The 24,914-nt window shown below is 27.1% G+C and carries 33 protein-coding genes and 4 tRNA genes; 14 read left to right on the plus strand and 23 right to left on the minus strand.

Features of this window, described 5'->3' with window-relative positions:
- Window positions 1-2 precede the first annotated feature (2 nt).
- Entirely contained in the window at window positions 3-617 is a 615-nt protein-coding gene (locus AVANS_RS07125) for a YggS family pyridoxal phosphate-dependent enzyme (protein ID WP_239817200.1), read from the plus strand.
- Between the two features lie 134 nt (window positions 618-751).
- On the opposite strand, the gene AVANS_RS07130 is transcribed toward AVANS_RS07125, so the two are convergent.
- Genes AVANS_RS07130 through AVANS_RS07160 form a run of 7 tightly spaced genes read right to left on the minus strand, consistent with a single transcriptional unit; the run spans window position 752 to window position 5,382 of the window.
- Window positions 752-1,252: a nucleosidase gene (locus AVANS_RS07130; protein WP_239817201.1), complete on the minus strand. Its 501-nt coding sequence runs from the start codon at window positions 1,250-1,252 to the stop codon at window positions 752-754.
- Complete coding sequence (locus AVANS_RS07135) at window positions 1,249-2,136, minus strand: EamA family transporter (protein ID WP_239817202.1); 888 nt, start codon at window positions 2,134-2,136, stop codon at window positions 1,249-1,251. Before AVANS_RS07135 ends, AVANS_RS07130 begins: the two co-directional genes overlap by 4 nt.
- On the minus strand, window positions 2,133-3,113 hold the full coding sequence (locus AVANS_RS07140) for a histidinol-phosphate transaminase (protein WP_239817203.1): 981 nt from the start codon (window positions 3,111-3,113) through the stop codon (window positions 2,133-2,135). The genes AVANS_RS07135 and AVANS_RS07140 overlap by 4 nt, the downstream gene beginning before the upstream one ends.
- Entirely contained in the window at window positions 3,106-3,525 is a 420-nt protein-coding gene (locus AVANS_RS07145) for a hypothetical protein (protein WP_239817204.1), read from the minus strand. The genes AVANS_RS07140 and AVANS_RS07145 overlap by 8 nt, the downstream gene beginning before the upstream one ends.
- Window positions 3,522-4,637 carry an aminoacetone oxidase family FAD-binding enzyme gene (locus AVANS_RS07150; protein WP_345772311.1) on the minus strand — a complete coding sequence of 372 codons (1,116 nt, stop codon included), beginning with the start codon at window positions 4,635-4,637 and terminating at the stop codon, window positions 3,522-3,524. Before AVANS_RS07150 ends, AVANS_RS07145 begins: the two co-directional genes overlap by 4 nt.
- A gap of 11 nt (window positions 4,638-4,648) precedes the next feature.
- Window positions 4,649-5,179 carry a hypothetical protein gene (locus AVANS_RS07155; RefSeq protein ID WP_239817205.1) on the minus strand — a complete coding sequence of 177 codons (531 nt, stop codon included), beginning with the start codon at window positions 5,177-5,179 and terminating at the stop codon, window positions 4,649-4,651.
- Between the two features lie 11 nt (window positions 5,180-5,190).
- Window positions 5,191-5,382 (minus strand): hypothetical protein, encoded by a 192-nt coding sequence (locus AVANS_RS07160; protein ID WP_239817206.1) that lies wholly within the window; start codon window positions 5,380-5,382, stop codon window positions 5,191-5,193.
- Between the two features lie 83 nt (window positions 5,383-5,465).
- Here AVANS_RS07160 and rdgB point away from each other — a divergent pair, with 83 nt between their 5' ends.
- Complete coding sequence (gene rdgB / locus AVANS_RS07165) at window positions 5,466-6,065, plus strand: RdgB/HAM1 family non-canonical purine NTP pyrophosphatase (RefSeq protein ID WP_239817207.1); 600 nt, start codon at window positions 5,466-5,468, stop codon at window positions 6,063-6,065.
- Window position 6,066: 1 nt separating this feature from the next.
- Here the strand turns inward: rdgB and AVANS_RS07170 are convergent.
- A tRNA-Val gene (locus tag AVANS_RS07170) sits at window positions 6,067-6,141 on the minus strand.
- A 98-nt stretch (window positions 6,142-6,239) separates the two neighbouring features.
- On the opposite strand from AVANS_RS07170, the gene AVANS_RS07175 reads away from it, so the two are divergent.
- The 3 genes from AVANS_RS07175 (at window position 6,240) to AVANS_RS07185 (ending at window position 6,523) form a co-directional block, all read left to right on the plus strand.
- Window positions 6,240-6,317, plus strand: a tRNA-Pro gene (locus AVANS_RS07175).
- Window positions 6,318-6,338: 21 nt separating this feature from the next.
- Window positions 6,339-6,415 (plus strand) — tRNA-His (locus AVANS_RS07180).
- 32 nt (window positions 6,416-6,447) lie between these two features.
- Window positions 6,448-6,523: transfer RNA gene (locus AVANS_RS07185), tRNA-Arg, on the plus strand.
- Between the two features lie 318 nt (window positions 6,524-6,841).
- On the opposite strand, the gene AVANS_RS07190 is transcribed toward AVANS_RS07185, so the two are convergent.
- Genes AVANS_RS07190 through AVANS_RS07220 form a run of 7 tightly spaced genes read right to left on the minus strand, consistent with a single transcriptional unit; the run spans window position 6,842 to window position 12,186 of the window.
- The gene (locus AVANS_RS07190; RefSeq protein ID WP_239817208.1) at window positions 6,842-7,600 is read right to left on the minus strand and encodes an RluA family pseudouridine synthase; all 759 of its coding nucleotides are present in this window, start codon (window positions 7,598-7,600) and stop codon (window positions 6,842-6,844) included.
- Window positions 7,587-8,717, minus strand: coding sequence for a glycosyltransferase N-terminal domain-containing protein (locus AVANS_RS07195; RefSeq protein ID WP_239817209.1), 1,131 nt, complete (start codon window positions 8,715-8,717; stop codon window positions 7,587-7,589). The genes AVANS_RS07190 and AVANS_RS07195 overlap by 14 nt, the downstream gene beginning before the upstream one ends.
- Window positions 8,718-8,733: 16 nt before the next feature.
- Window positions 8,734-9,438 (minus strand): C4-type zinc ribbon domain-containing protein, encoded by a 705-nt coding sequence (locus AVANS_RS07200; protein ID WP_239817210.1) that lies wholly within the window; start codon window positions 9,436-9,438, stop codon window positions 8,734-8,736.
- Window positions 9,439-9,447: 9 nt separating this feature from the next.
- A complete protein-coding gene (locus AVANS_RS07205; protein WP_239817211.1) occupies window positions 9,448-10,173 on the minus strand; it encodes a Nif3-like dinuclear metal center hexameric protein in 726 nt (241 codons plus the stop codon).
- Window positions 10,170-10,523, minus strand: coding sequence for a diacylglycerol kinase (locus AVANS_RS07210; protein WP_239817212.1), 354 nt, complete (start codon window positions 10,521-10,523; stop codon window positions 10,170-10,172). Before AVANS_RS07210 ends, AVANS_RS07205 begins: the two co-directional genes overlap by 4 nt.
- A gap of 56 nt (window positions 10,524-10,579) precedes the next feature.
- On the minus strand, window positions 10,580-11,368 hold the full coding sequence (gene flgG, locus AVANS_RS07215) for a flagellar basal-body rod protein FlgG (RefSeq protein WP_239817213.1): 789 nt from the start codon (window positions 11,366-11,368) through the stop codon (window positions 10,580-10,582).
- Between the two features lie 8 nt (window positions 11,369-11,376).
- Window positions 11,377-12,186 (minus strand): flagellar hook-basal body protein, encoded by an 810-nt coding sequence (locus tag AVANS_RS07220; protein ID WP_239817214.1) that lies wholly within the window; start codon window positions 12,184-12,186, stop codon window positions 11,377-11,379.
- Between the two features lie 55 nt (window positions 12,187-12,241).
- Here AVANS_RS07220 and AVANS_RS07225 point away from each other — a divergent pair, with 55 nt between their 5' ends.
- On the plus strand, window positions 12,242-13,312 hold the full coding sequence (locus AVANS_RS07225; protein ID WP_239817215.1) for a choloylglycine hydrolase family protein: 1,071 nt from the start codon (window positions 12,242-12,244) through the stop codon (window positions 13,310-13,312).
- Between the two features lie 33 nt (window positions 13,313-13,345).
- Here AVANS_RS07225 and AVANS_RS07230 read toward each other — a convergent pair whose 3' ends face one another.
- Entirely contained in the window at window positions 13,346-14,683 is a 1,338-nt protein-coding gene (locus AVANS_RS07230; protein ID WP_239818542.1) for a Na+/H+ antiporter NhaC family protein, read from the minus strand.
- 272 nt (window positions 14,684-14,955) lie between these two features.
- Here AVANS_RS07230 and AVANS_RS07235 point away from each other — a divergent pair, with 272 nt between their 5' ends.
- From AVANS_RS07235 to AVANS_RS07250, 4 genes are all read left to right on the plus strand, one after another.
- Window positions 14,956-15,672, plus strand: coding sequence for a hypothetical protein (locus AVANS_RS07235; protein ID WP_239817216.1), 717 nt, complete (start codon window positions 14,956-14,958; stop codon window positions 15,670-15,672).
- Window positions 15,673-15,711: 39 nt separating this feature from the next.
- On the plus strand, window positions 15,712-16,515 hold the full coding sequence (gene lgt, locus AVANS_RS07240) for a prolipoprotein diacylglyceryl transferase (RefSeq protein ID WP_239817217.1): 804 nt from the start codon (window positions 15,712-15,714) through the stop codon (window positions 16,513-16,515).
- Window positions 16,516-16,603: 88 nt separating this feature from the next.
- Window positions 16,604-17,014, plus strand: coding sequence for a PepSY-like domain-containing protein (locus AVANS_RS07245; RefSeq protein ID WP_239817218.1), 411 nt, complete (start codon window positions 16,604-16,606; stop codon window positions 17,012-17,014).
- Window positions 17,015-17,063: 49 nt separating this feature from the next.
- Window positions 17,064-18,491 (plus strand): PepSY-associated TM helix domain-containing protein, encoded by a 1,428-nt coding sequence (locus AVANS_RS07250; protein WP_239817219.1) that lies wholly within the window; start codon window positions 17,064-17,066, stop codon window positions 18,489-18,491.
- On the opposite strand, the gene AVANS_RS07255 is transcribed toward AVANS_RS07250, so the two are convergent.
- Window positions 18,468-18,635 (minus strand): hypothetical protein, encoded by a 168-nt coding sequence (locus AVANS_RS07255; protein WP_239817220.1) that lies wholly within the window; start codon window positions 18,633-18,635, stop codon window positions 18,468-18,470. The genes AVANS_RS07250 and AVANS_RS07255 overlap by 24 nt on opposite strands.
- Window positions 18,636-18,744: 109 nt before the next feature.
- Here AVANS_RS07255 and AVANS_RS07260 point away from each other — a divergent pair, with 109 nt between their 5' ends.
- From AVANS_RS07260 to AVANS_RS07275, 4 genes are all read left to right on the plus strand, one after another.
- Window positions 18,745-19,488 carry a hypothetical protein gene (locus AVANS_RS07260; protein WP_239817221.1) on the plus strand — a complete coding sequence of 248 codons (744 nt, stop codon included), beginning with the start codon at window positions 18,745-18,747 and terminating at the stop codon, window positions 19,486-19,488.
- 99 nt (window positions 19,489-19,587) lie between these two features.
- Window positions 19,588-19,806 carry a type II toxin-antitoxin system Phd/YefM family antitoxin gene (locus tag AVANS_RS07265; RefSeq protein WP_239818543.1) on the plus strand — a complete coding sequence of 73 codons (219 nt, stop codon included), beginning with the start codon at window positions 19,588-19,590 and terminating at the stop codon, window positions 19,804-19,806.
- Window positions 19,793-20,521, plus strand: coding sequence for an alpha/beta hydrolase (locus AVANS_RS07270; RefSeq protein ID WP_239817222.1), 729 nt, complete (start codon window positions 19,793-19,795; stop codon window positions 20,519-20,521). The genes AVANS_RS07265 and AVANS_RS07270 overlap by 14 nt, the downstream gene beginning before the upstream one ends.
- Entirely contained in the window at window positions 20,499-21,188 is a 690-nt protein-coding gene (locus AVANS_RS07275; RefSeq protein WP_239817223.1) for a hypothetical protein, read from the plus strand. Before AVANS_RS07270 ends, AVANS_RS07275 begins: the two co-directional genes overlap by 23 nt.
- 11 nt (window positions 21,189-21,199) lie before the next feature.
- Here the strand turns inward: AVANS_RS07275 and AVANS_RS07280 are convergent, their stop codons facing one another.
- The 6 genes from AVANS_RS07280 to napG all read right to left on the minus strand — a co-directional run bounded on the left by AVANS_RS07280 (window position 21,200) and on the right by napG (window position 24,913).
- Complete coding sequence (locus AVANS_RS07280) at window positions 21,200-21,565, minus strand: TM2 domain-containing protein (protein WP_239817224.1); 366 nt, start codon at window positions 21,563-21,565, stop codon at window positions 21,200-21,202.
- A 148-nt stretch (window positions 21,566-21,713) separates the two neighbouring features.
- Window positions 21,714-22,025 (minus strand): chaperone NapD, encoded by a 312-nt coding sequence (locus AVANS_RS07285; RefSeq protein ID WP_239817225.1) that lies wholly within the window; start codon window positions 22,023-22,025, stop codon window positions 21,714-21,716.
- Window positions 22,022-22,852 carry a hypothetical protein gene (locus AVANS_RS07290; protein ID WP_239817226.1) on the minus strand — a complete coding sequence of 277 codons (831 nt, stop codon included), beginning with the start codon at window positions 22,850-22,852 and terminating at the stop codon, window positions 22,022-22,024. The genes AVANS_RS07285 and AVANS_RS07290 overlap by 4 nt, the downstream gene beginning before the upstream one ends.
- The gene (locus AVANS_RS07295; RefSeq protein ID WP_239817227.1) at window positions 22,849-23,370 is read right to left on the minus strand and encodes a nitrate reductase cytochrome c-type subunit; all 522 of its coding nucleotides are present in this window, start codon (window positions 23,368-23,370) and stop codon (window positions 22,849-22,851) included. The genes AVANS_RS07290 and AVANS_RS07295 overlap by 4 nt, the downstream gene beginning before the upstream one ends.
- Window positions 23,367-24,161, minus strand: coding sequence for a quinol dehydrogenase ferredoxin subunit NapH (gene napH / locus AVANS_RS07300; protein WP_239817228.1), 795 nt, complete (start codon window positions 24,159-24,161; stop codon window positions 23,367-23,369). Before napH ends, AVANS_RS07295 begins: the two co-directional genes overlap by 4 nt.
- A complete protein-coding gene (gene napG, locus AVANS_RS07305; protein ID WP_239817229.1) occupies window positions 24,161-24,913 on the minus strand; it encodes a ferredoxin-type protein NapG in 753 nt (250 codons plus the stop codon). Before napG ends, napH begins: the two co-directional genes overlap by 1 nt.
- Between the last annotated feature and the right edge of the window lies 1 nt (window position 24,914).

The raw sequence follows: 24,914 nt of genomic DNA on the forward strand, positions 1-24,914 counted from the left end.
AAATGACTTATTTAGATATTAAAGAAAAATATAAAGATGTAAGAATAATAGCAGTTAGCAAATACACAACAGATGAAAAAATAATGGCTTTGCATAAATTAGGGCAAATTGAATTTGGCGAAAACAAAGTGCAGGATTTAGTTAGAAAAAAAGCTGAACTAAGTGAAACGATAAAGTGGCATTTCATAGGAAATTTACAAAAAAACAAAGTAAATCATCTAATTAAAGCTAAGCCTGTTATGTGGCAAAGTTGTGTAAGTTTTGAAATGGCAAAATATGTTGATACTAGGCTTGATTATGAACTTCCTACCTTGCTTGAAATAAATGTAGCTAATGAAGATAGCAAAGCCGGTATTAATCCATCAAAAGCTATTGAAGAATATTTAGCAATTAAGCAAAATTGTAAATTTATTAAACCAGTAGGTGTTATGTGTATAGGTGCAATGAGTGATGAATTAAGTGAAATTATCAAGAGTTTTGAGTTATGTTATAAGATTTTTGATGAGCTTAAAAAAGATGGGGCTAAGATTTGTTCTATGGGAATGAGTAGCGATTATGAAATTGCTATTAAAAGTGGGGCAAATATGATAAGACTTGGAAGTATTTTATTTAATTAAAATCTAAAGCTATTTATTAATTTAATCCTTGATTATTTTAGATTTAAAAGGGTTAAGAATTTGAATTCGGATTTTGAATTATAAAAAATCAAATTCCTATTTCAAATTCCTTTGAAAAATTACTAATTTTTACCTTAATTTAGCTTAGTTTTGTTTAATAATTTTGTTAATTCCCCTGCTTTTGTAGGATTCATTTTAGCTAGTATTGATGAGATTTTTTTAGCTTCAAGATTTAAAAAAATCTTTATAATTTCATCTTCTTCCATTGTTTCAAATATCGCAGCAGCTGCAGCATCTTTCATCTTTGAATAAGCGTTTGCAACTTTACTTGATTTGTTTTCAAATATTTCAGCTCTTAGCTTTCTAATTTCAGCTAGAATTTTTGCATTATTGTTTCTAATTTCATCAATTTTTGCTTCTTCTGCTTTCATTTCTTCTAAGATGGCTTTATTTTTTTCTTCTTTTTCTTTTTGCACTGCTAAAAACGCAGCTTTATAGCTTTCTAATGCTTGTTTTGCTTCGTCTAATTCTTCTATTTTTCTATCTATTTGAGTTTGTTTGCTAGCAAAATAAGCACTGCAATCTTGCGCAAAAGTAATACAAGTAAATCCTAAAAGAAGTAAGAGTTTTTTCAATTTTTTTCCTTTTTTAACATAGTTAATAAAATACCTAACATTATTAAAGCAAATCCTATTATTTGAAGAGTTAATAAGCTAGTTTTAAGCCATAAATAGCCAATAATTGCAGCAGCTAGTGGCTCGTTTGATGAGATTATGCTAGCTTTTGCTGCTCCGATTTTTTGAAGACCTGTCATAAAAAATCCAAAAGCCATAGCAGTTCCAACCACTATCACACCTGCTAAAGCTAAAAATAATTCTAAATCAAAATGAAAGCTAAATTGCCAAATCTTATTATAAATACAAAAACAAATTCCAGCAATTAACATAGCAAGCCCTAAGACAGGTAAAGGATTATAAATATCATTTAATTTTCTTGGTAAAAGTGCATAACAAACAGCACCGATTGATGATAAAAAGCAAATAATTAAAGCCTTGGTTGAAATTACTAATTTCGTAAAATCTCCATTAGTTGATAATAAAATTGCTCCTAGAAAAACGCAAATTAAAGCAATTATTTCAAAAATATCAGGAAATCTTTTTTGCTCTATGCAAACAATTAAAATAATAAAAATAGGGGCTGTATATTGAATAACGGTTGCAATTGCAGCATTGCTTAATTCTATACCATAAAAATAAGTATATTGACACATCAAAATCCCAAAAAATGCAAAAACTAAAAGTTTTAATAAATGGTGCTTGAATATATTTAGATTTATTTTTATTGCTCTTACTTTACAAAATAAAAGCATTATAATACCTGCAAAAAACAGCCTTAAAGATACTAAAATATCAGCGTTTAAACCTTTTTTTAAAAATATAAATTCACCACAAACACCGCTAAAACCCCAGCAAATGCCGCCTAAAAATACTAATAAGGTTCCGTATTTTTGCTCGTTCATACCAAGGCTTTATCTTTAGCTAATTTTAAAGCTTTTAAAAACTGCTCTATTTCATTAATATTGCCAACGCTAATTCTATTTAGCAATGGATAGTTTGCAATTTTTCTTCCTACTTTAATCCCAAGTTCAAGCATAAAATCTGAATATTTTTCATCTTTTATCTCGTGCAAAATAAAATTAACATTAGATTTAAAATATTTAATATCTAATTCATTAAAAGCATTTTCTAAAATAGCTTTATTTTGTAATGTTAGTTTTCTTGAAGTATTTATAAAATCATCGTTTTTTAAAACTTCTAAAGCACAATATAAAGCATAATAATTGATATTATCAATCAAAATAAACTTATCAATATATTGTAGTAATTCTTCACAAGCAATACCATAACCTATCCTAAGACCTGCTAAAGCATAGATTTTTGAAAATGTTCTTGTAATAATTATATTTTTAAAATATGCCTTTTTAATACTTTTAAAATTAACGTTATATTCTGCATAGGCTTCATCTAAAATCATATAAGTATTACCCACGCATAATTTAGTTAAATAATCTAAATCATCTTGACTTAGTTCATTAGCACTTGGGTTGTTTGGATTTGTAATATAAATTAGGTTTATAAAACCTTCATTAGGAATGATTTTTTTAACATCTAAAACAAGCTCGTTAATATAAGTAATTTTGATTTTTAAAGCCTTTGCAATGCTTAAAATTAAATCAAAAGTAGGTATAGGAACTATTAAATTAAGTTCTTTTTTCTGCTCTTTAGCTAAAAAATTAAGCGCTATAAAAGTTCTATAAATAACATCACTAGAGCCACAGCCTAAAGTTATGTTATTTGATGATACATTGTGTATTTTTGCTAATTCGTTTTTTAATAAATATTCATTATCGCAAGGATATTTGCAAATTAAATTATGATTTAGTGTGTTAAATTCATGGCTTAATAAGGTGTTTTCGTTATTTGATAAATCAATCATAATATTCCTTTAGTTTATTTTCATAATATAGCACTTTTTCTGGTGATTTTTCTATTATATTATCTTTAAACTTATAACCATTTTTATAAAAATTAATCAAATTATTACAAGCATTAATGCTTTTATATTCACATGCTAAATCATAATATTTAAGAGCTTTTTTAACATCTTTTTTTAGTTCAAAACCTTCAAAAAACATAGAAGCTAAAAGCTCACAAGAATTGGCATCTTTTTTAAGGCAATTATTTTTTAATGTTTTTGCATTATTAAAAATCAAGTTTTGCATTTTTTTAGTATCTTCTTCACTTAATAACTTATCACTATGAAGCTTTGCTTTATCATTTACATTTGCAACTATTATTTCATTACTACACGCACTAAAAATTAAAGCTATAAATAAAATAAATCTCATATATTTTCCTTATTTAAATATCTTGCAAGTTTCATTGCACTTGCAAAAGCAAAATGTATATTAAATCCACCTAAAATCCCTGCTACATTAATACATTCTCCTATGAAGAATAAATTTTTATGTTTTATACTCTCATAATTTTCGTTTAAAGCTTGTAAATTAATTCCACCTTTACAAACTTCTGCTTTATTAAAACCTAGATTTCCAGCAGGCGCAAACTCGTATGAATATAATCTATTTATTATATTTTTTGCATCATCTTTATATTTATTCATCGCTAAATCTTCTAAATTATTTGCTTTTAAATATTCTTTTATGAAAGCTTTTGGCAATGGTAAATGTGTGCTAGCTTGTTTGTTTTCTTTATAATTTATCTTAAAATCATTCAAAAAATTAATTTTAATCTTGCCTTTATTCCAAAACAACGAAGCAGATAATACAACAGGGCCACTAATGCCTTTATGAGTAAATAATAATGAGCCTTTAAATCTATCATCAATCACAACATCGGTGCTAATTCCACTAAGATTTTTCATAAAAAACTCATCTTTTTGTAAGGTAAAAGGAACTAAAGCAGGAGCAAAATCGCAAAATCCTATTTCAAATTCTTTAGCAATTTGCAAAGCTATATCACTTACTCCTAATTCTGCATAAGAAATTGCTCCAGTTGCAATAATTAATTTTTTCGTTAAAAACTCACCTTTATTTGTGTGTAATTTAAAGCATTCTTGTGATTTTTCAACTTTTAAGACTTTTGTATTTAGAATGATTTTAGATTTATTTTCTCTTAATAATTTATCTAAAATCATTTTTGAATTTGGTGCGAAAAATTGTTTATTTCTTATTTTTACGAATTTAATTTCTTGAAAAAAAGTTAAATTATCTTTATAGCTAAACTCATTTAAAGTATTTTCTAATTTCTCATAATCATCACACAAATAAGAGTTTGTGTTAATATTTTCATTAGTTACATTACACTTACCACCACCGCTAATTAAAAGCTTTTTAGCAACTTTTTCATTTTGTTCAATAATAAGCGCATTTTGCTTTAAATTAGCAGCTAAAAATAATCCGGCTGCACCAGCTCCTAAAATAATTATTTCGTGTTTAATGGTATTTCCTTTTAATTAGTTTTTTTACAAATTGAAGCTGTTTTAAAAACCATATAAAAACCATTCATACCTATACCTAATTTAGCATTATCGTTTGTATAAGTATAAGAATTTCTTTTAGTAGCTGAAATCTCTAATAAAGTCATTCTCAAAACACCTTTTATGAAGTTTTTATCTAATACTATTTCTTCTTTTTCTAATATTATTTGCATACAAGCTATTGCAGTTGAAATAACCTTTACAGCTAGTGTTCTATTTACAAAATAAGTATGCTCAGTAAGTAAGTAGCCATACCAAGAAAGAACTTTATAAGGGCAAGTATCTTCAATGGCGATATTGTGCTTTTTAGCATAATTTATGTAATGTTCTATAACTTTATCAGCTAAATTCTTTGAAAGCTCACTTGCAAAAATAATATCGGTATAATGTTTATCGTTGTTTTGAACATAACTTTCATAAAATGTAGTTTTAAAAAATTCCATTAAAGAATAAATCTTTTTAATATCAAAATTTTTTATATTTTGAAAATTATCAATAGCCATATCTATCCTTTTTATATATTAGCAGGTTCGTTTGAAAATCCGTTTGATAACTCTAAAGCTAATTTACTAGCTTTTTTAGCTTCTTTTTTCATAACTTCTTTATCTTCTAAGCTTTTAACAAACAAAGCACTTTTGCTTTCTTTTTTCTCTTCTTCTTCGTTTAAATCTCCGTTTAAGATTTCTTCTAAAGTTTCGTATTTCATTATTACTCCATTCATAAAAAATTACATTATACTTGAAATTATTAATTTATGTTTTTTATAAAATTTACAAAAAAGGAGAAAAATTGAAGATTATAATTGCTAGTTCAAACAAAGGAAAATTAAAGGAATTTCAAGATTTATTAAAAGGTCATGAAATATATTTAGCAAGTGATTTTGTAAAAGAATTTGATCCTATTGAAAATGGAAATAGTTTTAAGCAAAATGCAAAAATAAAAGCAAAAGCTTTATGGCAAGCTTTAGAGAATAAAGAAGATTATTGTGTAATTGCTGATGATAGTGGGCTTTGTGTTGAAGCTCTAGATAATCTTCCAGGCATTTATTCTGCTAGATTTGGTGATGATTTTGAAGGCGAGTTTGCAAATAAAGATGCTAAAAATAGAGCGAAATTAAAAAACGAACTTATAAAATTAGGGATAGATTTTAGTAAAGCAAGTTTTGTTTGTGTGCTTTGTTTTATATCTAAAGACAAAATGGAATTTGCAAAAGGGACTTGCGATGGCACTATTATTTTAAATGAAGTTGGCGAAAATGGATTTGGCTATGATAGTATGTTTATACCTTTTGGTCTTGATAAAAGTTTTGCTGAGCTAAATCAAGATGAAAAAAATAAAATAAGCCATAGATTTAAAGCTTTAGAAGAATTAAAAAAGATTTTTGATTAAATGGTGACCCCGATTGGACTTGAACCAACGACTTTTACCATGTCAAGGTAACACTCTACCACTGAGTTACGGGGTCAAATTATTAGGATTTTAACAAATCTTTATAAATATATTATTTTTTCTTGACATTTTTAAAAAAATAATATATAATGCGGTCTTTCTTATTTAACGGTTCGGGGCGTAGCGCAGTCTGGTTAGCGCACTTGGTTTGGGACCAAGGGGCCGAAGGTTCGAATCCTTTCGCCCCGACCACTTCTTTTTTTTATTTCAATGGTGAGTGTAGCTCAGTCGGTTAGAGCATCAGATTGTGGTCCTGAGGGTCGTGGGTTCGATTCCCATCACTCACCCCACTTTTGTAAAATCAAATTATAATTATTATTTTGCGTTAGTAGCTCAATGGATAGAGCAACAGACTTCGGATCTGTAGGTTGTGGGTTCGACTCCTACCTAGCGTACCACCTAAAAATATAAAAATTATTAACTCATTTATGGTTTTATTAAGCTTTATTTCATTTTATTTTGTCATATTATTTTTCACTTTACAAGTTGATATTATTTACTAGAAGTAAGCTTTAAAAAACTTTGCCTACTTATATAACAAGCTCTTTCTTTCATACAATCATTTTTAAAATACTTTTGTTTGATTGAGTTTTTTGTATTGTTATTTATTTTGTTAATTCATCTAGTGAATATATTATAAATATTCTTATAAAACTAAATAGCATAATACCTTTTATTACAAATAACAAAAGGTATTAAAGAATTTGAAATAGGAATTAAAATAGAAAATCTAAATTAATTCCTTTTAAATCAAAGTCCTTATGAAAATCATTTGGCATAGGGGTTTTAATATCGTAATCAAATATTTTAGTTCTAGCACAATGCAGCATAAGTCTTGAGCTAATTATTTTACTATATTTAACATCACCTAAAATGCCTAAACCAACGCTATTTAAATGCACTCTTATTTGGTGAGTTCTACCTGTTGCGATTTGAACTTTTAATAAAGTTTTTTTACCTTCAATTATTAGTGGCTCTAATCTAGTATAAGCGTATTTTGCATTTTCGCTATTACTTATTTTACTAAAAGCACTTTTGCCTTTTATTGTAAGTATTGGTTCATCAATTTCCATTCCTTCGCTTACGATTTTATTCGTAATTGCAAGGTAGAGTTTTTGAACTTTTTCTTTTTTATACTCATTTTTAGCAGCTTTTAAAAACTCTTCATTTTTTGCAAAAAGCACAATTCCGCTTGTATCTTTATCAAGCCTATTTAAAAGCGTGTAATTATTCTTAATATGTTCGCTTGCAATTCCTATTGGCTTATTTATTGCTAATAGATTTTCATCTTCAAACAATACACTAAGCTCTGGCTTTGCAAGTTTAAAAATCGTATTAACAGGCATAAGCCCCCTTGCGATTTCTAATCTTTTTCCACCATGCATTACTAAACCTAAATCTATTAATTCCTTAGCAGCAGAATTTGAAATACCTTCTTGGATTGCTAATAATTTATAAGCTTTATCTTGTTTCATTCATTGTCCTATCTAAAATTTCACACAAATTATCAAATGTGTAAGCTTCTTTGATTTTAGCATTTTTTATATTACTAAAATCTATTTCATCACTAATTACAACATTATCAATACATTTTAACATAGCTATTTGAGAATATATAAATTTTCCTGCCGTAATCTTGCAAAAAAAATGTGCCGGTTCAGCGAAATTATGCCCACCCACATCCACATAAGAGCCGCCTAAAATTACATAATCACTAATAGCATAAAAATTAATAAGTTCTCCTAAAGTATCAAGCAAAAATACATTTTTATCTAAATACCCATTAAAATCATCGCTGTATTTATTAAAATCCATATTCAAATTCTTTAATAAATTAGCAACTTCGCCAAATCTTTCAGGATGTCTTGGAGCTATTATTAAGCATTTATCTTTTAAAAAATTAAAATCTAATTTATTTAAAATAAGTTCTTCTTCTTTTTCATGTGTGCTTGCGATTAATACAATCTCTTTATTTTTATTTAGCACTTTTGTAACATTAGGCTTATTTGTTATTTTAATATTTGTAAAAACTTCTATATTTTTTGCACTAAATTGCTCTAAACGCTCTTTATCTTCAATGCTTTGAGCCAAAATAAAATCAAAATTACTAAAAATATTTTCATAGTATTTTTTAAATTTATAATAATTTTTAAAACTTTTTTCCTTCATTCTAGCATTAAGCAAGATTGTTTTTGCGTTATGATTTTTATATATTTTCAATAAATTAAGCCATAGTTCTGCTTCAAATACAACCAAACTTTTAGCCGGTTTTAACCAAAAAAATAAAAACAATTCATAAGGTAATAAAAAAGCATTATCATCTAATTCTTTAGCTTTTAATAAGCCTGTCTTGCTTGAGCAAGTTAGCAAAACACTAAAGCCTTTATTTTTATAATATCTAATCAAATCACTAAGTGCAACAGCTTCTCCGTAACTTGCAAAGTGAAAATGAATATCTGCTCTTTTATGCTGTTTAAATGGTAAAAATTTTTGATAAAGTTTAGAGTATTTAGCCTTAAAACTAAGAGGAATTAAGGCTAATAAAAAAAATGGATAAAGTAAAATTAAAATTAATATATATAAAAAATACATTTTTTAATTTTAATCATTACTCTTCTATATAAAGAATTCTTCCACAATGTGGGCAGTTATTAATCTCATCTCCTTTTAATACTGCACTATAAGTTTTGCTATTTAATTGCATAAAGCAACCATAACAAGCTTGTTTTTTAACAGGCACTACTGCTGTATTTTTAGCCCATTTTCTAATTTTTTCATAAAATCCGAAAACTTTATTATCAATTTCGTTAGCTAATTTATCTTTTCTTACATAAATTTCTTTTCTTTTTTCTTCAATTGCGTCAAGTGCTGATTTTTGACTAGCAATTGCTAAAGTTAAATCATCATTTAGTTTAGTTATTTCTTTTTGATTTTCTTTGATTTCATCTTTTTTAACTTCAATATTTTTTTCTATTTTAGTTATTTCATCATTTGCAGCTTCTAATTGCTCTCTTGCGATTTCTTCTTCTAATTTTAAAGCATTTGCTTCTTTTTCTGTTTTTACTAAAGCAATTTTTTTAGCTGTATCGTTTATTTTTGTAGTAAATTGAGCTATGTGATTATCTACTTTTATTTTATCTTCGTTTAATTCTTTTATACTTTCTTCTAATTTTATGTTTTTATTCTCTAAGCTTTTAATTTTGTCTTCTAAATGATTTGCTTCTTTTTTAGCACTTTCAATTTGTGGTAAAAAACTATCAATTTCTTTGTCTAATTTAGAAAGCTCTACTAATTGTGATAAGTGTTTATTCATAGTATGTCCTTAATACTCTAAAAATGGATTTTTTGAAGAGCTGATTATAATCTCTATCGGTAATTTTTGCAAACAAGATGCTAAAGAATTAGCAAAACAAACTTCGCTTTCATAATGCTTAATATCAATCAAACTTACACCATTTTCACTAAGTGCTAAAGCATCATGATACTTAATATCTCCTGTTAAAAAAATACTACTTTTCAACTCACTTGCTAAAGAAATTCCTGAACCTGTGCATACTCCCATTAATTTACTTTCTTTTAAATCTTTTGCTAGTGAAATTGATATTTTTTTAAGTTTTAATCTTTCTTTTAAAAAATCAGCAAGAGCGAAAATATCCTTAAAATTATTTTCTATATAGGCAATAAATCCATTTTTTTCTACTATATTTTGTCCTAAAATATTTTCACAAAAATAAGCATTTAAATGTGATAAATCATAGTTCGTATGCATAGAAATTAAAGCACAATTTTTCTTTATTAATTCTTTTAAAATACTTCCTGCATAATCATTTTTAATACTCTTTAAACCTTTAAAAATTAGTGGATGATGAGTGATTATTAAAGAATTTGGCAAAAATGATTTTACTTGATTTAAATCTAAATCAAGGCTTAAATATATCCTTTCACATAAATCATCATTGCTAAGCAATAAACCGCTATTATCCCAATTCTCTTGCATTTCAAAAGGACTAATCTCATTTAAAAAATTATAAATTTCACCAACTCTCATAAAAACTCCTTATATAAAACCACTCCCCAGCAAAGAATGGCAATTAAAATGGTAAAAAACACACCAGCAGAGCCTAAATCTTTAGCATCTTTTGCAAGCTTGTGGTATTTATTTGTAGCCAAATCAACAACGCTTTCAATCGCCGTATTAAAGCACTCAGCCGCAAATACAAACAAAATTACAGCTATTAAAAAAGCTTTTTCATAAAGAGAAAAAGGATAAATCAAAGCAAATAAAATAAAGCAAATTCCTATTACAAATTCTATAATAAATGCACTCTCGCTTAAGGCTCTTTTAATACCTGCTAGAGCGTAGCTTGCGTTTTTAAAAAAAGAATAATTTTTCTTCATAACAACTCCTAAAAATTGATTATAAGAAAAATTATTAATAAAAAAGTTTTTGTAAATTATCTCTTCAAGCCATTTACAATTGAAAGCATTTCATCACTTGTTGTGATTGCTTTTGAGTTTGCTTCATAGGCTCTTTGACCTGTGATTAGGTCTGTCATTTCTTCAACTAATTGAACGTTACTCATTTCAACAAAGTTTTGCTTAATTTGACCAAAACCATTTGTTCCGCCAATTCCAACAACCACACCACCACTTGCACTTGTTTCTAAAAAGTTATTATCTCCTAAAGCATGTAAGCCACTTGGATTTATAAAGTTTGCAAGCTCAATTTGACCTAATTGCACGGCTTCAGGATTTCCTGCTTGAATAACGCTTACAACACCATCGGTTCCAATACCAATAGAAATAGCATCTTCAGGAACGGTAATTTCAGGAATTAATCTATATCCATCACTATTTACAATAGTTCCTTCACTATCTAATTTAAACGCTCCGTTTCTAGTATAAGCAGTTGTGCCATCAGGAAGTTGCACTTGAAAAAAGCCATTTCCTGCAATTACAACATCTAATTGATTGCCAGTTTCTTTAAAATATCCTTGTGTAAATTGCTTAGTAATTGCTGTTGGGCGAACTCCAAGACCTACTTCAATACCTGTTGGACTTTGCGTCGTTGTGCTTGTGCTTGTGCCTGCGTATTCCATTACTTGATACATTAAATCAGCAAATTCTGCCCTATTTTTCTTATATCCCATTGTATTTACGTTTGCAATATTGTGAGATGTTGTATCAATTTGCGTTTGCTGCGCTATCATTCCTGTTGCTGCTGTATATAAAGATCTAAGCATTTTTACTCCTATTTAACATTTGCTAATTTATTTATTGCGTCGTTATTTAGCTCATCCATGTGGCTTGTCATTACTTTTTGATACATTTCAACTAAGCGATGAGTTTCAATAAGTCCTACCATTTCATTTACTGCATTTACATTACTCATTTCTAAAAATCCACTCGCAAGTGCATTTGAACCCTCAAAATCTTGCATTTTAGTTAAATCATCAAGCCTATAAAGATTATCTCCGATTTTTTCTAAATCTCTTGTATCATCCATTCTAGCTACGAAAATTCTATTTGCTACTTCGCCATCTAAATAGATATTTCCATCTCTATCAATAGTAAGCCTTTGTCCATCTCCTACTTGAATGCCATCATTTACAGGGTCATTAAAATAATTTGAACTAAGTAATCTTTCTCCATCTTTTGTAACGACAAAGCCTTCTTCATCTAAACTAAAAGCTCCATTTTTTGTAAATTTTACTTGTCCATCTGCTGAGCGAACCATAAAAAAACAATCGCTTCTTTTAATCGCTATATCTAAAGGATTATTAGTAGGACGAATTGCTCCTACACTGAAATCAGTATATTCAATATCAATATTAGGAACTCTGTTTATTGTTTGATTTATGTATTTTGCAGCTTGCCTTGTATTATCATCTATTGGCATATTTTGCATTTCTTCATCATAAAGTCTTTTAAAATCAGCTATTACTACATTATCTTTTTTAAATCCTGCAGTATTAACATTCGCTAAATTATTTGATATCACATTTAAGCGATTTAGCTGAGTTACCATTGCTCCTGTTGCTTGATAAAATCCGTTTTGCATTCTAATCCTTAAGTAATTTTCAATAAAATAGCAAAAATCGTTCCAAAGGAGAGTTATGAAAAAAATATTTTTATCAATTTTAATCGCAAGTAATTTATATCCTTGCACAGGCATTAGTATTAAAAGCAATGAAAATGCTTATTTACAAGCAAGAACAATAGAATATGGAGAAAGCAATCTAAACTCAAAATTAATAATAGTTCCTAAAAACCATTCTTTTAATTCGCTTTTACCAAATACAAAAGAAACAGGAATTAGTTGGAAAAGTAAATATAATTTCGTAGGAATTAGTGTTATTAATGAAAGATTTATAGCTGAAGGTTTAAACGAAGCTGGGCTTAATGCGGGATTTTTTTATTTTCCAAATTATGGAAGCTTAGAAAAATATAATAAAAAATATAAATCAAAAAGCTTAGTGGATTTGCAACTTGTAAGCTATATTTTAAGCAATTTTAAAAGCGTAGAAGAAGTAAAACAAAACATTAAAAACCTAAAAATAGTAAATATTGCTTACGATAAAGATAACAACGCTTTACCGACAGCACATTTTAGAGTAGCTGATAGCACTGGAGCTAATATTGTTATTGAAATCATAGAAAATGGCAAAATTATGATTTATGAGAATAAAGTAGGAGTTATTACTAATTCTCCTGATTATCCTTGGCATATCAAAAACCTAAATAATTATGTAAATTTAAGAGCAGGAAATGCAAATAATTTTAATGTAAATAATCAAGAAATTTCTTCATTTGGTGCAGGAACTGCAGCTCTTGGCTTGCCTGGAGATATTACACCGCCATCAAGATTTGTAAGAGCATTCTTTTATCTTAAAACTATGCCTAAATTAAATACAAAAGATAGTATTTTTACAGCTTTTCATATATTAAATAATTTTGATATTCCAATAGGCGTTGAGTTTTCAAACGAGCATAAAGAATATATTCCAAAAGATATTTTAAGCGCTACACAATGGGGCAGCCTTAGTGATTTATCTAATTTAGAGTTTTATTATAAAACTATGAATGATTTTAGTATTAAAAGAGTTGATTTAAAAAACATCAGTTTTAAAGAATACAAAATAATAAACTTAAATGAAGAAAAGCAAATAAATGATATAAAAATCTAAGGAATTTGAATTCGGAATTTCCGAATTCAAATTCTATAAATAATAAGCTATTAAAGCACCACCTACAACTAAAGGAATGTTATAGAATATAAATGTAGGGATACATACATCTTTTATGTGATCGCTTTGCTTATCAGCATTAAGTCCAACTGTAATTCCAAGTGTAGCTTCACTTGCAGGTGAGCCTGTATCTCCAACAGCACCAGCGCAAGCAATAATAAAAATAATACTTTCAGCACTAAAGCCAAGTTCTGTGCAAATTGGCACAAATAAAGTAGCAATGATAGGAACCGTTCCAAACGAGCTACCAATTCCAAGAGTAATTAATAAGCCTATACACATCATTCCAAATGTAATTGCAAGTTTGTTTGTTGTGATACTTAAAGTAAAATCAACTATCTCCTTAATCGCTCCTGTGCCTTGTAAAACAGCTCCAAAACCACAAGCAATTAGCATAATAAATGCTACATAACCCATTAAAGAAAAACCACCTAAAAATACTTCATCAATTTTTTTATACTCAATCCCACCACTAACACAAATAAACAAAAATCCAAGCAAAGCAGAAAGCGGCAATGAGCCTACAAAAATCTGAGTTGTAAGAGTGATTAATAAGCCTATCATTACCATTGCTTCTTTTTTGCCAAACTTTATTTCATCTAAGTTTTCGTATTTTGCTTCAAGCTCTTTATAAGCTCTTGGTTTTCTATAATAAATAAAAGAAGCTAAAAGCCCGAAAAACATTATAAAAAACATAAGCCAAACAACACCAGCAACATCGCTTTGAGTTACATTTACACCATTAGCGTTTAAAGATTGAGTGATAATATCTTGAAATATTAGACCAAATCCAACAGGCAAAGTCATATATGGAGTTGTAAGTCCAAATGTAACAGCACATGCAATTGCACGTCTATCAATTTTAAGCTTATTAAATAGACTTAGCATTGGTGGGATTAAAATCGGAATAAATGCTACGTGAATAGGAATTAAGTTTTGTGAAAAGCTTGAGATTATCGCAAGTGAAAAAAGCAATAAAACCTTTTTATCAGACATTTTTTTGCTAATAAAATTAACTAAAAAAGCAGTTAGATTTGTCCTAGATACTGCGACAGCTAAAGCACCCACTAAAACATAACTAAGAGAAGTTTGCAAGTTACCACTCATACCTTTTATAAAAGTATTCATAATATCTTTTAAAGCTGTCATTGAGCTTGAGATTGCTACTAAAAAATTGCTATCAAAATTATAGCTCATAAGTCCAGCGATAAGGCTAGAAACCAAAACGGCTAAAAATACATTAAATCTTAAAATACAAAGTCCAAGCATTATTAAAATGCTTATAAAAACTGGGTTTGTTAACATAAAAATTCCTTTAAATTAAAAATTAAAAAAAATATAAAAAATTAAAAATGATTAAAAAAATATGAAGTATTAATGCCCTAAGGCATGATGGAAGAAGAAGCTTGTAAATAAATTGTTCGTTAGAAAAAATGGTAAAACACTCATTTAAAAACTCCTTTTAAAAATAATTTTCGTTATTCAATCTAAAATTTTCTAAAATCTTCCTTAAAATTTTAATTTTTTTTGAAATTAATTAAAATTATCCATAATTTATTAAACTTCATCACAAAGGAGCGTATATGAAAAAGATAATTTTTTTAATATTTTCTATATTTTTATTTGCAAACGAAGCTGAAATAGCACTTGATTTAGCAAAAGTAAATGGGTATTTTAAAAACATAAAATCATGTAGCGAGAATGATTTTAATGGTTGTGATAATTTAGAAGATATTGGCAAGATTAAATATATAAAAGAAGCAAAAGAATATATAAACGAAGAATGCAAAGCAAAAAATATGGCAGCATGCTATATAATCTCAACTTTTAGCGATGATGAATATACCAAATATAACGCCTTAAGACTTGCTTGTCAAAATCATTTTGATTTAGCATGCACTAAATTAGTGATTGATTATGAAAAGAACTCAACAAAAGCTCTAAAAATCTTAAAAAATCAATGCGATAACGAAAACAACCAAAACTCATGCTATGCAACAGCTAGATATTATAAAGGTTTTTTAGATAAAGAAAATGCTATAAAATACTCTAAAATAGCTTGTGATAAAGGCTTTTATAATGCTTGTATATTTGAAGCTAGTGTTCATTATGAAAACAATAACATAAAAACAGCATTTAATATCTTAGAAAAAACTTGTGATAAAGGTTATGAAGAAGCTTGTTTTGTAGCTGCTAATTCATATTTAAAATTATCAAAATTTAAATTAAGTAAAAAATTCTTAGAAAAATCTTGTAAATTAGGCAATAAAATCGCTTGTCAAAAACTAAATGGATTTTAAAATTCCTAATTCAAATTCTACAAAAAAAGGATAAGATAAATGCTTGAATTTTGGCAACATTTTTACGAAAACACAAATAGAGTTGCTTTTAGCATAGGAATGTTTAAAATACATTATTATGCGCTTTGTTATATTGCAGCACTTTTAATAGCTTTATACATAGGTCAAAAAAATGCTCATAAATTTGGCTTTAGTAAAAAAGAAATAGAAAATTATTTTATATGGATTGAAATAGGCATTATTTTAGGAGCAAGGATAGGTTATATTTTAGTTTATAGCGATGATAGAGCGTATTATTTGCTAAATCCTTGGCAAATGTTTAATCCATTTAGCAACGGAGAATTCATAGGAATTGCAGGAATGAGCTATCATGGAGCATTATTTGGTGCTTTAATTGCTACATATTTGTATGCTAAAAAATATAAAAAAAATATGTTTAAAATACTAGATTTAGTAGCTTTATCAGTTCCTTTGGGCTATGTTTTTGGAAGAATAGGAAATTTTTTAAATCACGAGCTATTTGGCAGAATTACTGATGTTTCTTGGGGTGTTTATGTTGGAAATGAATTAAGACATCCAAGCCAACTTTATGAAGCATTTACAGAAGGAATTTTAACATTTTTAGTGATTTGGTATTTTTCTAAAAATATTAAGTTTAATGGGCAATTAATTTGTATTTATGGGATAACTTATAGCATTGCTAGATTTGCTTGTGAGTTTTTTAGAGAACCTGATTTTAATTTAGGCTTTATTGCTTTAAACTTATCTATGGGACAAATACTAAGCTTTATAATGTTTTTAATATCAATCTCTCTATATTTTTATTTAAAGAAGAAAAATTAAGCATAATTTAAGTATGGGGGGGGGTATAGTAATCAAAATTACTTTATTTTGTTAATATTGTAGTTTAATTTTTTTTAAGGAGTTTAGTATGAAAAAATTATTATTTTTAGGTGCAATTACTGCTAGTTTATTTGCTGATTCTTTAATAAATCCAAGCGAGTTACCGCAAAATATAAAAGATTTTATTAAAACTCATTATGCAAATGAAAATATCGCAAAAGCTGAAAAAGACTGGGATTCTTATGAAATCAAGCTAAACAATGGAACAGAACTTGATTTTACTAAATCAGGCGAGTTAAAAGAAATTGATGCAAAATACAGCCCTATTCCAGACACAATCTTACCAGAACTTACAAAAGCTGCAAAAGAAAGCCAAAAAGGTGCAAATCTTATGGAAATAGAAAAAGAATGGAATGGCTACAAATTAAAATTTAGTAACAACTATAAAGTTTATATTGACAGCAAAGGCGTTGTTACAAAAACTATCTTAGACGACTAAGAATTTAAATAGGAATTTCGCTTGAAATTCCTTTCATTTTAGGAGAATTATGAAAACTTTAAGAAATCTACACATTTATATTGGTTTAGCTACTTGTTGGTTTTTATTTTTTATTTGTTTTTTTGGGACAAGTGCATATTTTAAAGATGAGATTAATTATTATATGCAAGCAAATTTATCAAAATCAATAAAAAATGAAAGCCATAGTAATTTAGAAAAAACACTTGATTACGCTTTAAAAACTTATGATAATTACGAGTTTATAGGGATTAAAACACCGCCTTATTATTCAAATCTTTATGAGATAAGCTACTATAATTCTAGCTCAAGCAAGGGCGAAAGAAAAACAAATATCGCTTATTTTGATGAAGAAAATTTCGCTAAAAACAAGACCTTAGGCAGTAAATTTTTAGTGGGAATGCATTATAAATTATTTCCATCTCAAGGCGTTTTAAAAAGTATTTTTGAAGCCTTTATTTCTATACTTGCTTTAGGAATGTTTGTTTTAGTTGTTAGTGGTTATTTTATTTGGAATAAGAAGTTTAATTACAAATTTAATATTAAAAATAATTTCGCTAATTTATACAATTTTCACATTGTAAGCGGTGTATTTATAGGAATATTTTTAGCTTGGCTTAGCATTAGTGGTATAGGACTTAATTACTTAAAAGATATAGAAAAATTATTTAGTTCAAGCAAAGAAGTAAAGGTTAAAAATACACCAAAATCTAGCGAATTAGCGCAATATGATTTTGATCTAAAAGCGATTTTAAAAGCTAGTGAAGATGCTAAAACAAGACTAAATACAAATGATTTAAGCATTGTTTTATCAAAACCAAACAAAAGTATCTTAATCACAAAACACAAAAACGATACTCCATTTTATGATTTAAACACAAAAAATAGCAATATTTTAGTCTACTCAGCAACAGGCGAAATCAACGAAAAACTAAGCGAGAAATCAAGCCTTAAGAGTATAAACTTCTTTGGATTTTTAAATGAATTATTCTTTAATACCCATAGGGTGCATTTTGCTCCTTTTATATTAAATCTTATGCTTAGCATTTGTGGCGTTTTAGCTTGTGCTTTTATATACAAATCAATGCTAATGAGTGCTGCAAAAAGAAAAGAAAATATCAAGCTAAAAGCTCTAGCTTACAGCGTTTTAAGCTCTTGTGTTAATGCTACTTTAGTTTATTTTATAGTAAATAAAGTATTAGATAATGCAGAAATAAATAGACAAATGATAGAACAAAATAGCTTTTATGTAGCATTTGTTCTTAGTTTTATACTAGCTTTTGTATATGCAAATAAAACAAAGATTTTAAAACTAATTTCAGTAATTTTGTTTGCGGTTTTATTGCTTTGTGATGCAGTTTTTAGCAATTATACAAATGTAACGATTTGCTTTAATATTATTTATTTAATTACGATTTTTTTACTTTTAAGGAGATTAAATGCTAGTGCTAATTCTTAATCTAATAGGTGCGATTTGCCTTAGTAAATCACTTGCTAAAATAGCTTTAATTTTCTTTGCTTTAGCTTTTGTTAGCGTATTTTTTACAGCTTCTTTTTTGCTTAATTTTATGCTATTTTTTAGCTCACTTTTTAGCTTTTGCATATTGCAAAGCTTTTTTAGAAAATAGGAATTTCGTAATTCCTATTTCAAATTCCATTATTTTTAACACTAATTTAAATGGAATTTAATAAGAAGTTATAAGGATAATAAAATGACTTTAAAAAGTCTTTTAATAAAAACTAATGTAATTTTAAAAAATATATTTTTTTATCTAGCTTGGTTTTTATTCTTAATAGCTTTTTATATAGGTGGTATAAGCTATATTCCTTGCTTTATATTTGCTTTTGTATTTTTTAAGATTTATCTTTTAATAGCTAAAGGCGATTTAGATAGCGATGTATTTATGCAAGATAAGTTTTATTTATTATTAAAACATATTGCATTTTTTATATCTTTTATTTGCCTAATTAAAATTATTTATAATTTTTGTCTTTATGATAAAAGCGTTCATAAAAGTATCGATATTCTTCAAAATATCATACCATTTGCTATATTTGGTTTTGTGTATTTATACCTAGCTAGAGTGTATAAAAACTATAAAATTTATTTTAAAAAATACTTAGCTTTAATTATGGCTATACTTTGTGCTTGGTGGTATTATGATGATTTTTTAAAACAAGCAAATGAACTTATAACAAGGATTTTAAAATCAGAGCTAAAGTGTAGCAACCTTGAAAGAGTTTGCATTGTGCTTGATAAAAGCATATTAGATGATATAAATCTCAAGTTAAAAGGCAAAAATGATGATGAGATAAAAGAGATTTTAAGTCAATTTGATTTTAAAGCAAAAAACGAATATTTTTATTTTAATAAAATACTTTTAGGTAAAAGTGTTAATATTAGGCTTGAGCTAAAAGATGATGAAGTAATTGAAATTATGGTTGTTAGATTTTAAATACTAAATATTATAAAAATAAGAATTTCAATTGCGAAATTCCTAATTTAAATTCCTTTGGATTAGTTTTTGCTTTTAGAATAAAAAGCAAAAAGGATTATTATGAAATTTAGTCAAGATGAGATTTTTTCAGCTACTGAAGTGGTGCGTAATTTTTCAGCAATTTTGAAAAAAATTGAAGGAAATAAAAAGGTTTTCGTAGTAAAAAATAATAAATTTCAATGCGTTATGCTAAATCTAAATGAATATGAAAAATTACAAAATGCTCTTGTAATTTTAGAAGCGATTTATAAGGACAAAAAAAATGGCAAAAATTAATGTAAATAACATATCTTTAAGCTATTTAGTAAAAAAAGGCGAAGGAGAAAAAAACGCTTTAATAATGCACGGCTGGGGAGCTAACAAAGAATTAATGGAGCAGTTTTTCACTCAGGCACTAACTCCGCATTGTAAGCAAATGATATTTTTAGATTTTGCAGGTTTTGGTGGAAGTGATGAGCCAAAATATGCTTTTAATTCACAAGATTATTTAAAACTTAGCGAAGATTTTTTAAATGAATTAGGAATTAATGTAGATATTTTATTAGGGCATTCATTTGGGGGTAAAATCGCTTGTCTAATGGCTAGCAAAAAAGATTATGAAGCTTTGATTTTATGTGCAAGTGCAGGACTAAAACTACCTAAAAGCTTTAAGACAAAATGCAAAATAATTCTAGCAAAAACACTAAATAAAATAGGCTTTAAAAATATTAGAAAAATATTAGCTAGTAAAGATGGTGCAAATCTAAGTCATATAATGTATCAAACTTTTAAAAATGTAGTTGATGAAGATTTTAGCGATGAAATTAGTAAAATAAATACAAATACTTTATTATTGTGGGGAGATAAAGACACCGCAACTACCCTAAAAATAGGGCAAAAAATGAATAGCTTAATCAAAAATTCAAAGCTAATAACATTTAATGGAAATCACTTTTTCTTCATGCAAAATAATATAAAACCAGCTATAAATGAATTTTTATCAAAAGCTTGAAAACTTAGAAATCGTATATTTTAAAGATTGCTTTAGGCATTGCAACGGGCATTGTTGCAATGCTAATAAGGATTATAATGTAGTAATTCCTATGTTAAAAAGCGAATATGAATATATAAAAAATAAAACTACACTAAAATTTCTAGCATCAATAGATTATAAATTAAATTGTAGTAAAACAATAACTTTATGCTTTTTAGAATGTGATTTAAAAGGGCTTTGCGATTTTCGCCCACTTGCTTGTAAGCTTTATCCGTTTTTTGCAAATATTGATGATGAGCAAAATATCATAAATTTAAGAGAAATTAGTCTTTATGATATGTTTTATAAAAATCTTAAATCTCATCCTTGTTATTTAGTATCAAATCATTATGAAAAAACAAAAGAGCAATTCATACAAAACATAAAAGAAATAATAAACGAGCCTATATTGATTTTTAATTTTATGGCTTTAGAGCTTTTAAGAAAATATTTAAAAATATATTTTAATTCTTTATATGATGAGTTTTACCTTGATAATATTCAAAATAAAAAAGAAATTTTACATAAAAATAATTTTTTAAAAGCTTGGCAAAATGATGATTTTAAAAAAGAATTTAACGAGCTGTATGAAAAACTAAGCAAAAAATTTAAAAAAAGCTTAGATGAATATTTAGTGAATAATTAGGATTTCCCTAATTATTCAACAGCTTTTAAGATTTTATTAAAATTATCTTTTTGAACTGCTTTATATACAAAAAATAAATCAATTAAAATATACAAGAAAAAGAAAGGCCCAATAAATATACCAAGACCAAAAATACATAATATAAAAATAATTAATTTTATAGCACCTAAAATATAGTTTCCTTGATAAAATCTATCAACTCCTAAACCACCAAAAAACAAACCTAAAACAAGAGCTAAAATAGGACTTTTAAAAGATAAATAAGAAATATTATTAAGCTTATTTTCATCTGTATTTTTTAATTTTTCAATTAGCATTAGCTTGTGAGTGCTTGAGATTTTATTTCCTATTAGTAGCATTATTGAACTTGCATCCATGAAGTATCCTTAAGAAAAATTTTAAAGACGGATTTTAACAATCAAACTCTTAATAAAAACTAATATTAATTTAATAAATAAAACAAATATTTATTAAATTAAAAACAAGAATTTAAAATCAAATTCCTATTTCAAATTCTTGTGATTTTTAATAATTTTTATATATGTTTCCGTAGTATTCAATCTCTTTTGCTTCGCTTAAAGCATTTACCTTATCAGCCATTCTTTGTGCGTTTATTTCTAAATTAAATTCTTCAACTTCACTAAAAGCCATATTGACATCAATAACACTTCTAAGTTTTTTAACATTATTAAAAGTTGCTAAAGTTTCATTAAAATCACTAGCTTCAATTAATACTATAAACTTATCTTCAATAACTTGCTCTAAACTAGCATTAGCAACATTTTTTATTTCATCAACAAACTCATCTTTAGCAACAACTACAAGAGAAGAAATCATTTAAAATCCTTTTCATATAAAGTTTTTGAATAAGCATTTAATCTTAAAGTATCTTCTTTAAACAAAATTGAATTAAGATATAAATTACCTATATTAATCTTTTCATCACCTACGCAAATATTATTATCCACATCGCAAGAATATGCTACTAAGCCACTTGAACTAATAGCACAATTATAAATTAAATTATTACTTTCTATTGTATCAATTAGATTTAGCTCATCATCACTTATAATAGCTTTTCTATCGGTTGCACAAGAGATTATTTTATCTGCCTTAAAATCTACATTATAAATATTATCCTTATGCACTTCTTTTGTAATATAAGTATGATTATTTAAATCATATACAACAATCTTGCCACTTTCAAATCCTAATGCTATTTTTGCTTTATCTTTATTAATACTTGCTGCATTTATGCTTGCATTTGAAAAATGAACTCTTTTTATTTCTTTAAAATCTAAATCAAGAAATATTATCTCACTTGCAAGTGAAGTTAAAATAATCATATCTTTATATAAAAACGCCTTATTAATATCGCTTGAAATCTTTTTGCTTTTTATTTGGTTATCTTTATAAATGTTTAATGTTTTTTCCCCAAATTCTGAGCTAATCGCTAAAACCAAACCCTTATAATCATCAATAAAAATAACATTACTTCCTAATTCAAATTCTTTGCTATCATTTTTAAAAACACTATTATCACAAGCAATATAATCATTATTAATATAATTTATATAACAATCATAATTTTTAGCACTAAGTTTATCTAAGCTTAGCTCATTTGCTAAGCTTAGACTTGCTATTAATAATAGCAATTTTTTCATTTCAAACCTTCGTTGATTACATCTAATAAATTTGAGCGATGTTTGCCTAATTCATCTTTACCAAAATCAGGTTTAAATGTGTTTTTAATACCACTTTCAATATTTGCTTGTGGTGCGTGGCATTGAACGCAGTTATATCTTGCTTGTGATATTGCATCAAGCTTTTTTTCATTTCTTAAATCATAATAATGGCTTGCTGGCATAGGTGTTGCTTCTTCAATGCTTAATTTTACACGCTCATTATCAGCACCTAAATCATGACAACTAAGGCACATATTATTATCTTGTGTAATAGGCAAAAAGTCTTCTACATTGTGTGGGATTTGTGGTGGAGCATTAAGAAATGCTCTTTCAAATCTTTGAGCTTCTCCAGCTTCTTTTTCTGAATATGTGAAATTTTTAATTTCAAGGCTTTTTTCATCTTCTAAAGAATGTTTTCTTAAACCAATTTCGCTATCACTTACACTTGCTGCAAACATCATACCACACGCTGCAAGGCTTAAAAATATTTTTTTCATTTTTTTCCTTTCATAAAGTTAATTAAATTAAAGTTAAGTGCATCATCATCGCATACTTCAATACATCTACCGCATTTAATGCACTCAGAATTACTAATATCTCCACTATTTTTAGTAATTATTGCTAGGACTTGATTTTCAGGGCAAATTGTTTTGCATTTCATACATTTTGTGCATTTGTTTAAATCATAACTTATTTTTAAAAAACTAAATTTTGAAATCAAACTATAAAACGCACCTAAAGGACAAAGATGAGAACATACTAAGTTTTTTTGCACAAATAAATCAAGTAAAAATATAATAATAGCTACAAAAATCGCTGAACTTTGCATAAAAATAATCCCTCTAGTAACTATTCCTATATGAGAGTATTTTTCAAACACAGGCTCTTGTGCTATAAAAGATAAAAGCAAAATACTAAACAAAATAAAATATCTAGTATTTTGTTTAAAATTAGTTATTTTTGAGCTTTTAAGGTTAGAGTTTTGCCTAATTACACCAGCTAAATTTGTAATCAAATTAATAGGACAAACCCACGCACAAAACGCACGACCTAAAAACAAGGCATAAATTATAAAAACCAAAAATGCCGAGATAAAAAGCCCAAAATTAAGACTAAAGCTAGCTAAAAATATTTGCAAGTAAGCAAAAGGATCACTTAAACTTATGCTATTAAATAAAATTGATGAGCTTAAATTTCCTTTTAAAATAAAATCACAGCTTGGCAACATAAATAAAGCTAAAATACCAATTTGAGTAATTCTTCTTAATAATAAATACTTATTTTTCATTAAAAATCTCCATCATTTAGGTAATTTATAGCTTTTTTATCATCGTGTTTTTTGCTTGTATCAATATTTTTTAATCTCTCATCATCACCACTAACCCAACCTTTAACATAATTATCATTTCTCTCACCTAAAATAAAACTAGTAGGTAAAATCACAATAGCAGGTTTTTTGGTAATGCAAACTTTTTCACACAATCCACAGCCAACACAATAATCATAATCTACTTTAGGAACTAACATTGCGTGTTTTTGTGTTCTTTCATTTCTTTTATATTCAAGCCTTAAAGCCTTATCTATAAAAGGACATGCTCTATAACAAGCATCGCATTGTATTCCAAAATGTGCCACACAAGAACTCTCATCTACTATTGCACGACCGATATTAACTAAAGATATTTTATTAATACTTTTATCAAGTGCATCAGTTGGACAGGCCTTTATACAAGGCAAGCCATCGCATAAATAACAAGGAATTTCTTTTGCAACAAATTTTGGCGTTCCATTACTTGCAACATCGTTAGCACTAGCTAAACTTAAAGCATGGTAAGGACAGGCTTTTACGCATTTAGCACAGCGAATGCAATTAGCTAAAAAATGCTTTTCATTCTTTACTCCTGGTGGGCGTAAGAAAAAGCCTTTTTTAAGCTCTATTTTACTTTCGCTTTTTGGCGTGTCGTTTAATTTAAAAATACTAAAAGCTCCAACACCAACTGCTACAATTTTAATTGTATTCGTAAAAAACTGCCTTCTCATA

This window comes from Campylobacter sp. RM5004, assembly GCF_022369455.1.
Classification (GTDB): Bacteria; Campylobacterota; Campylobacteria; order Campylobacterales; family Campylobacteraceae; genus Campylobacter_E.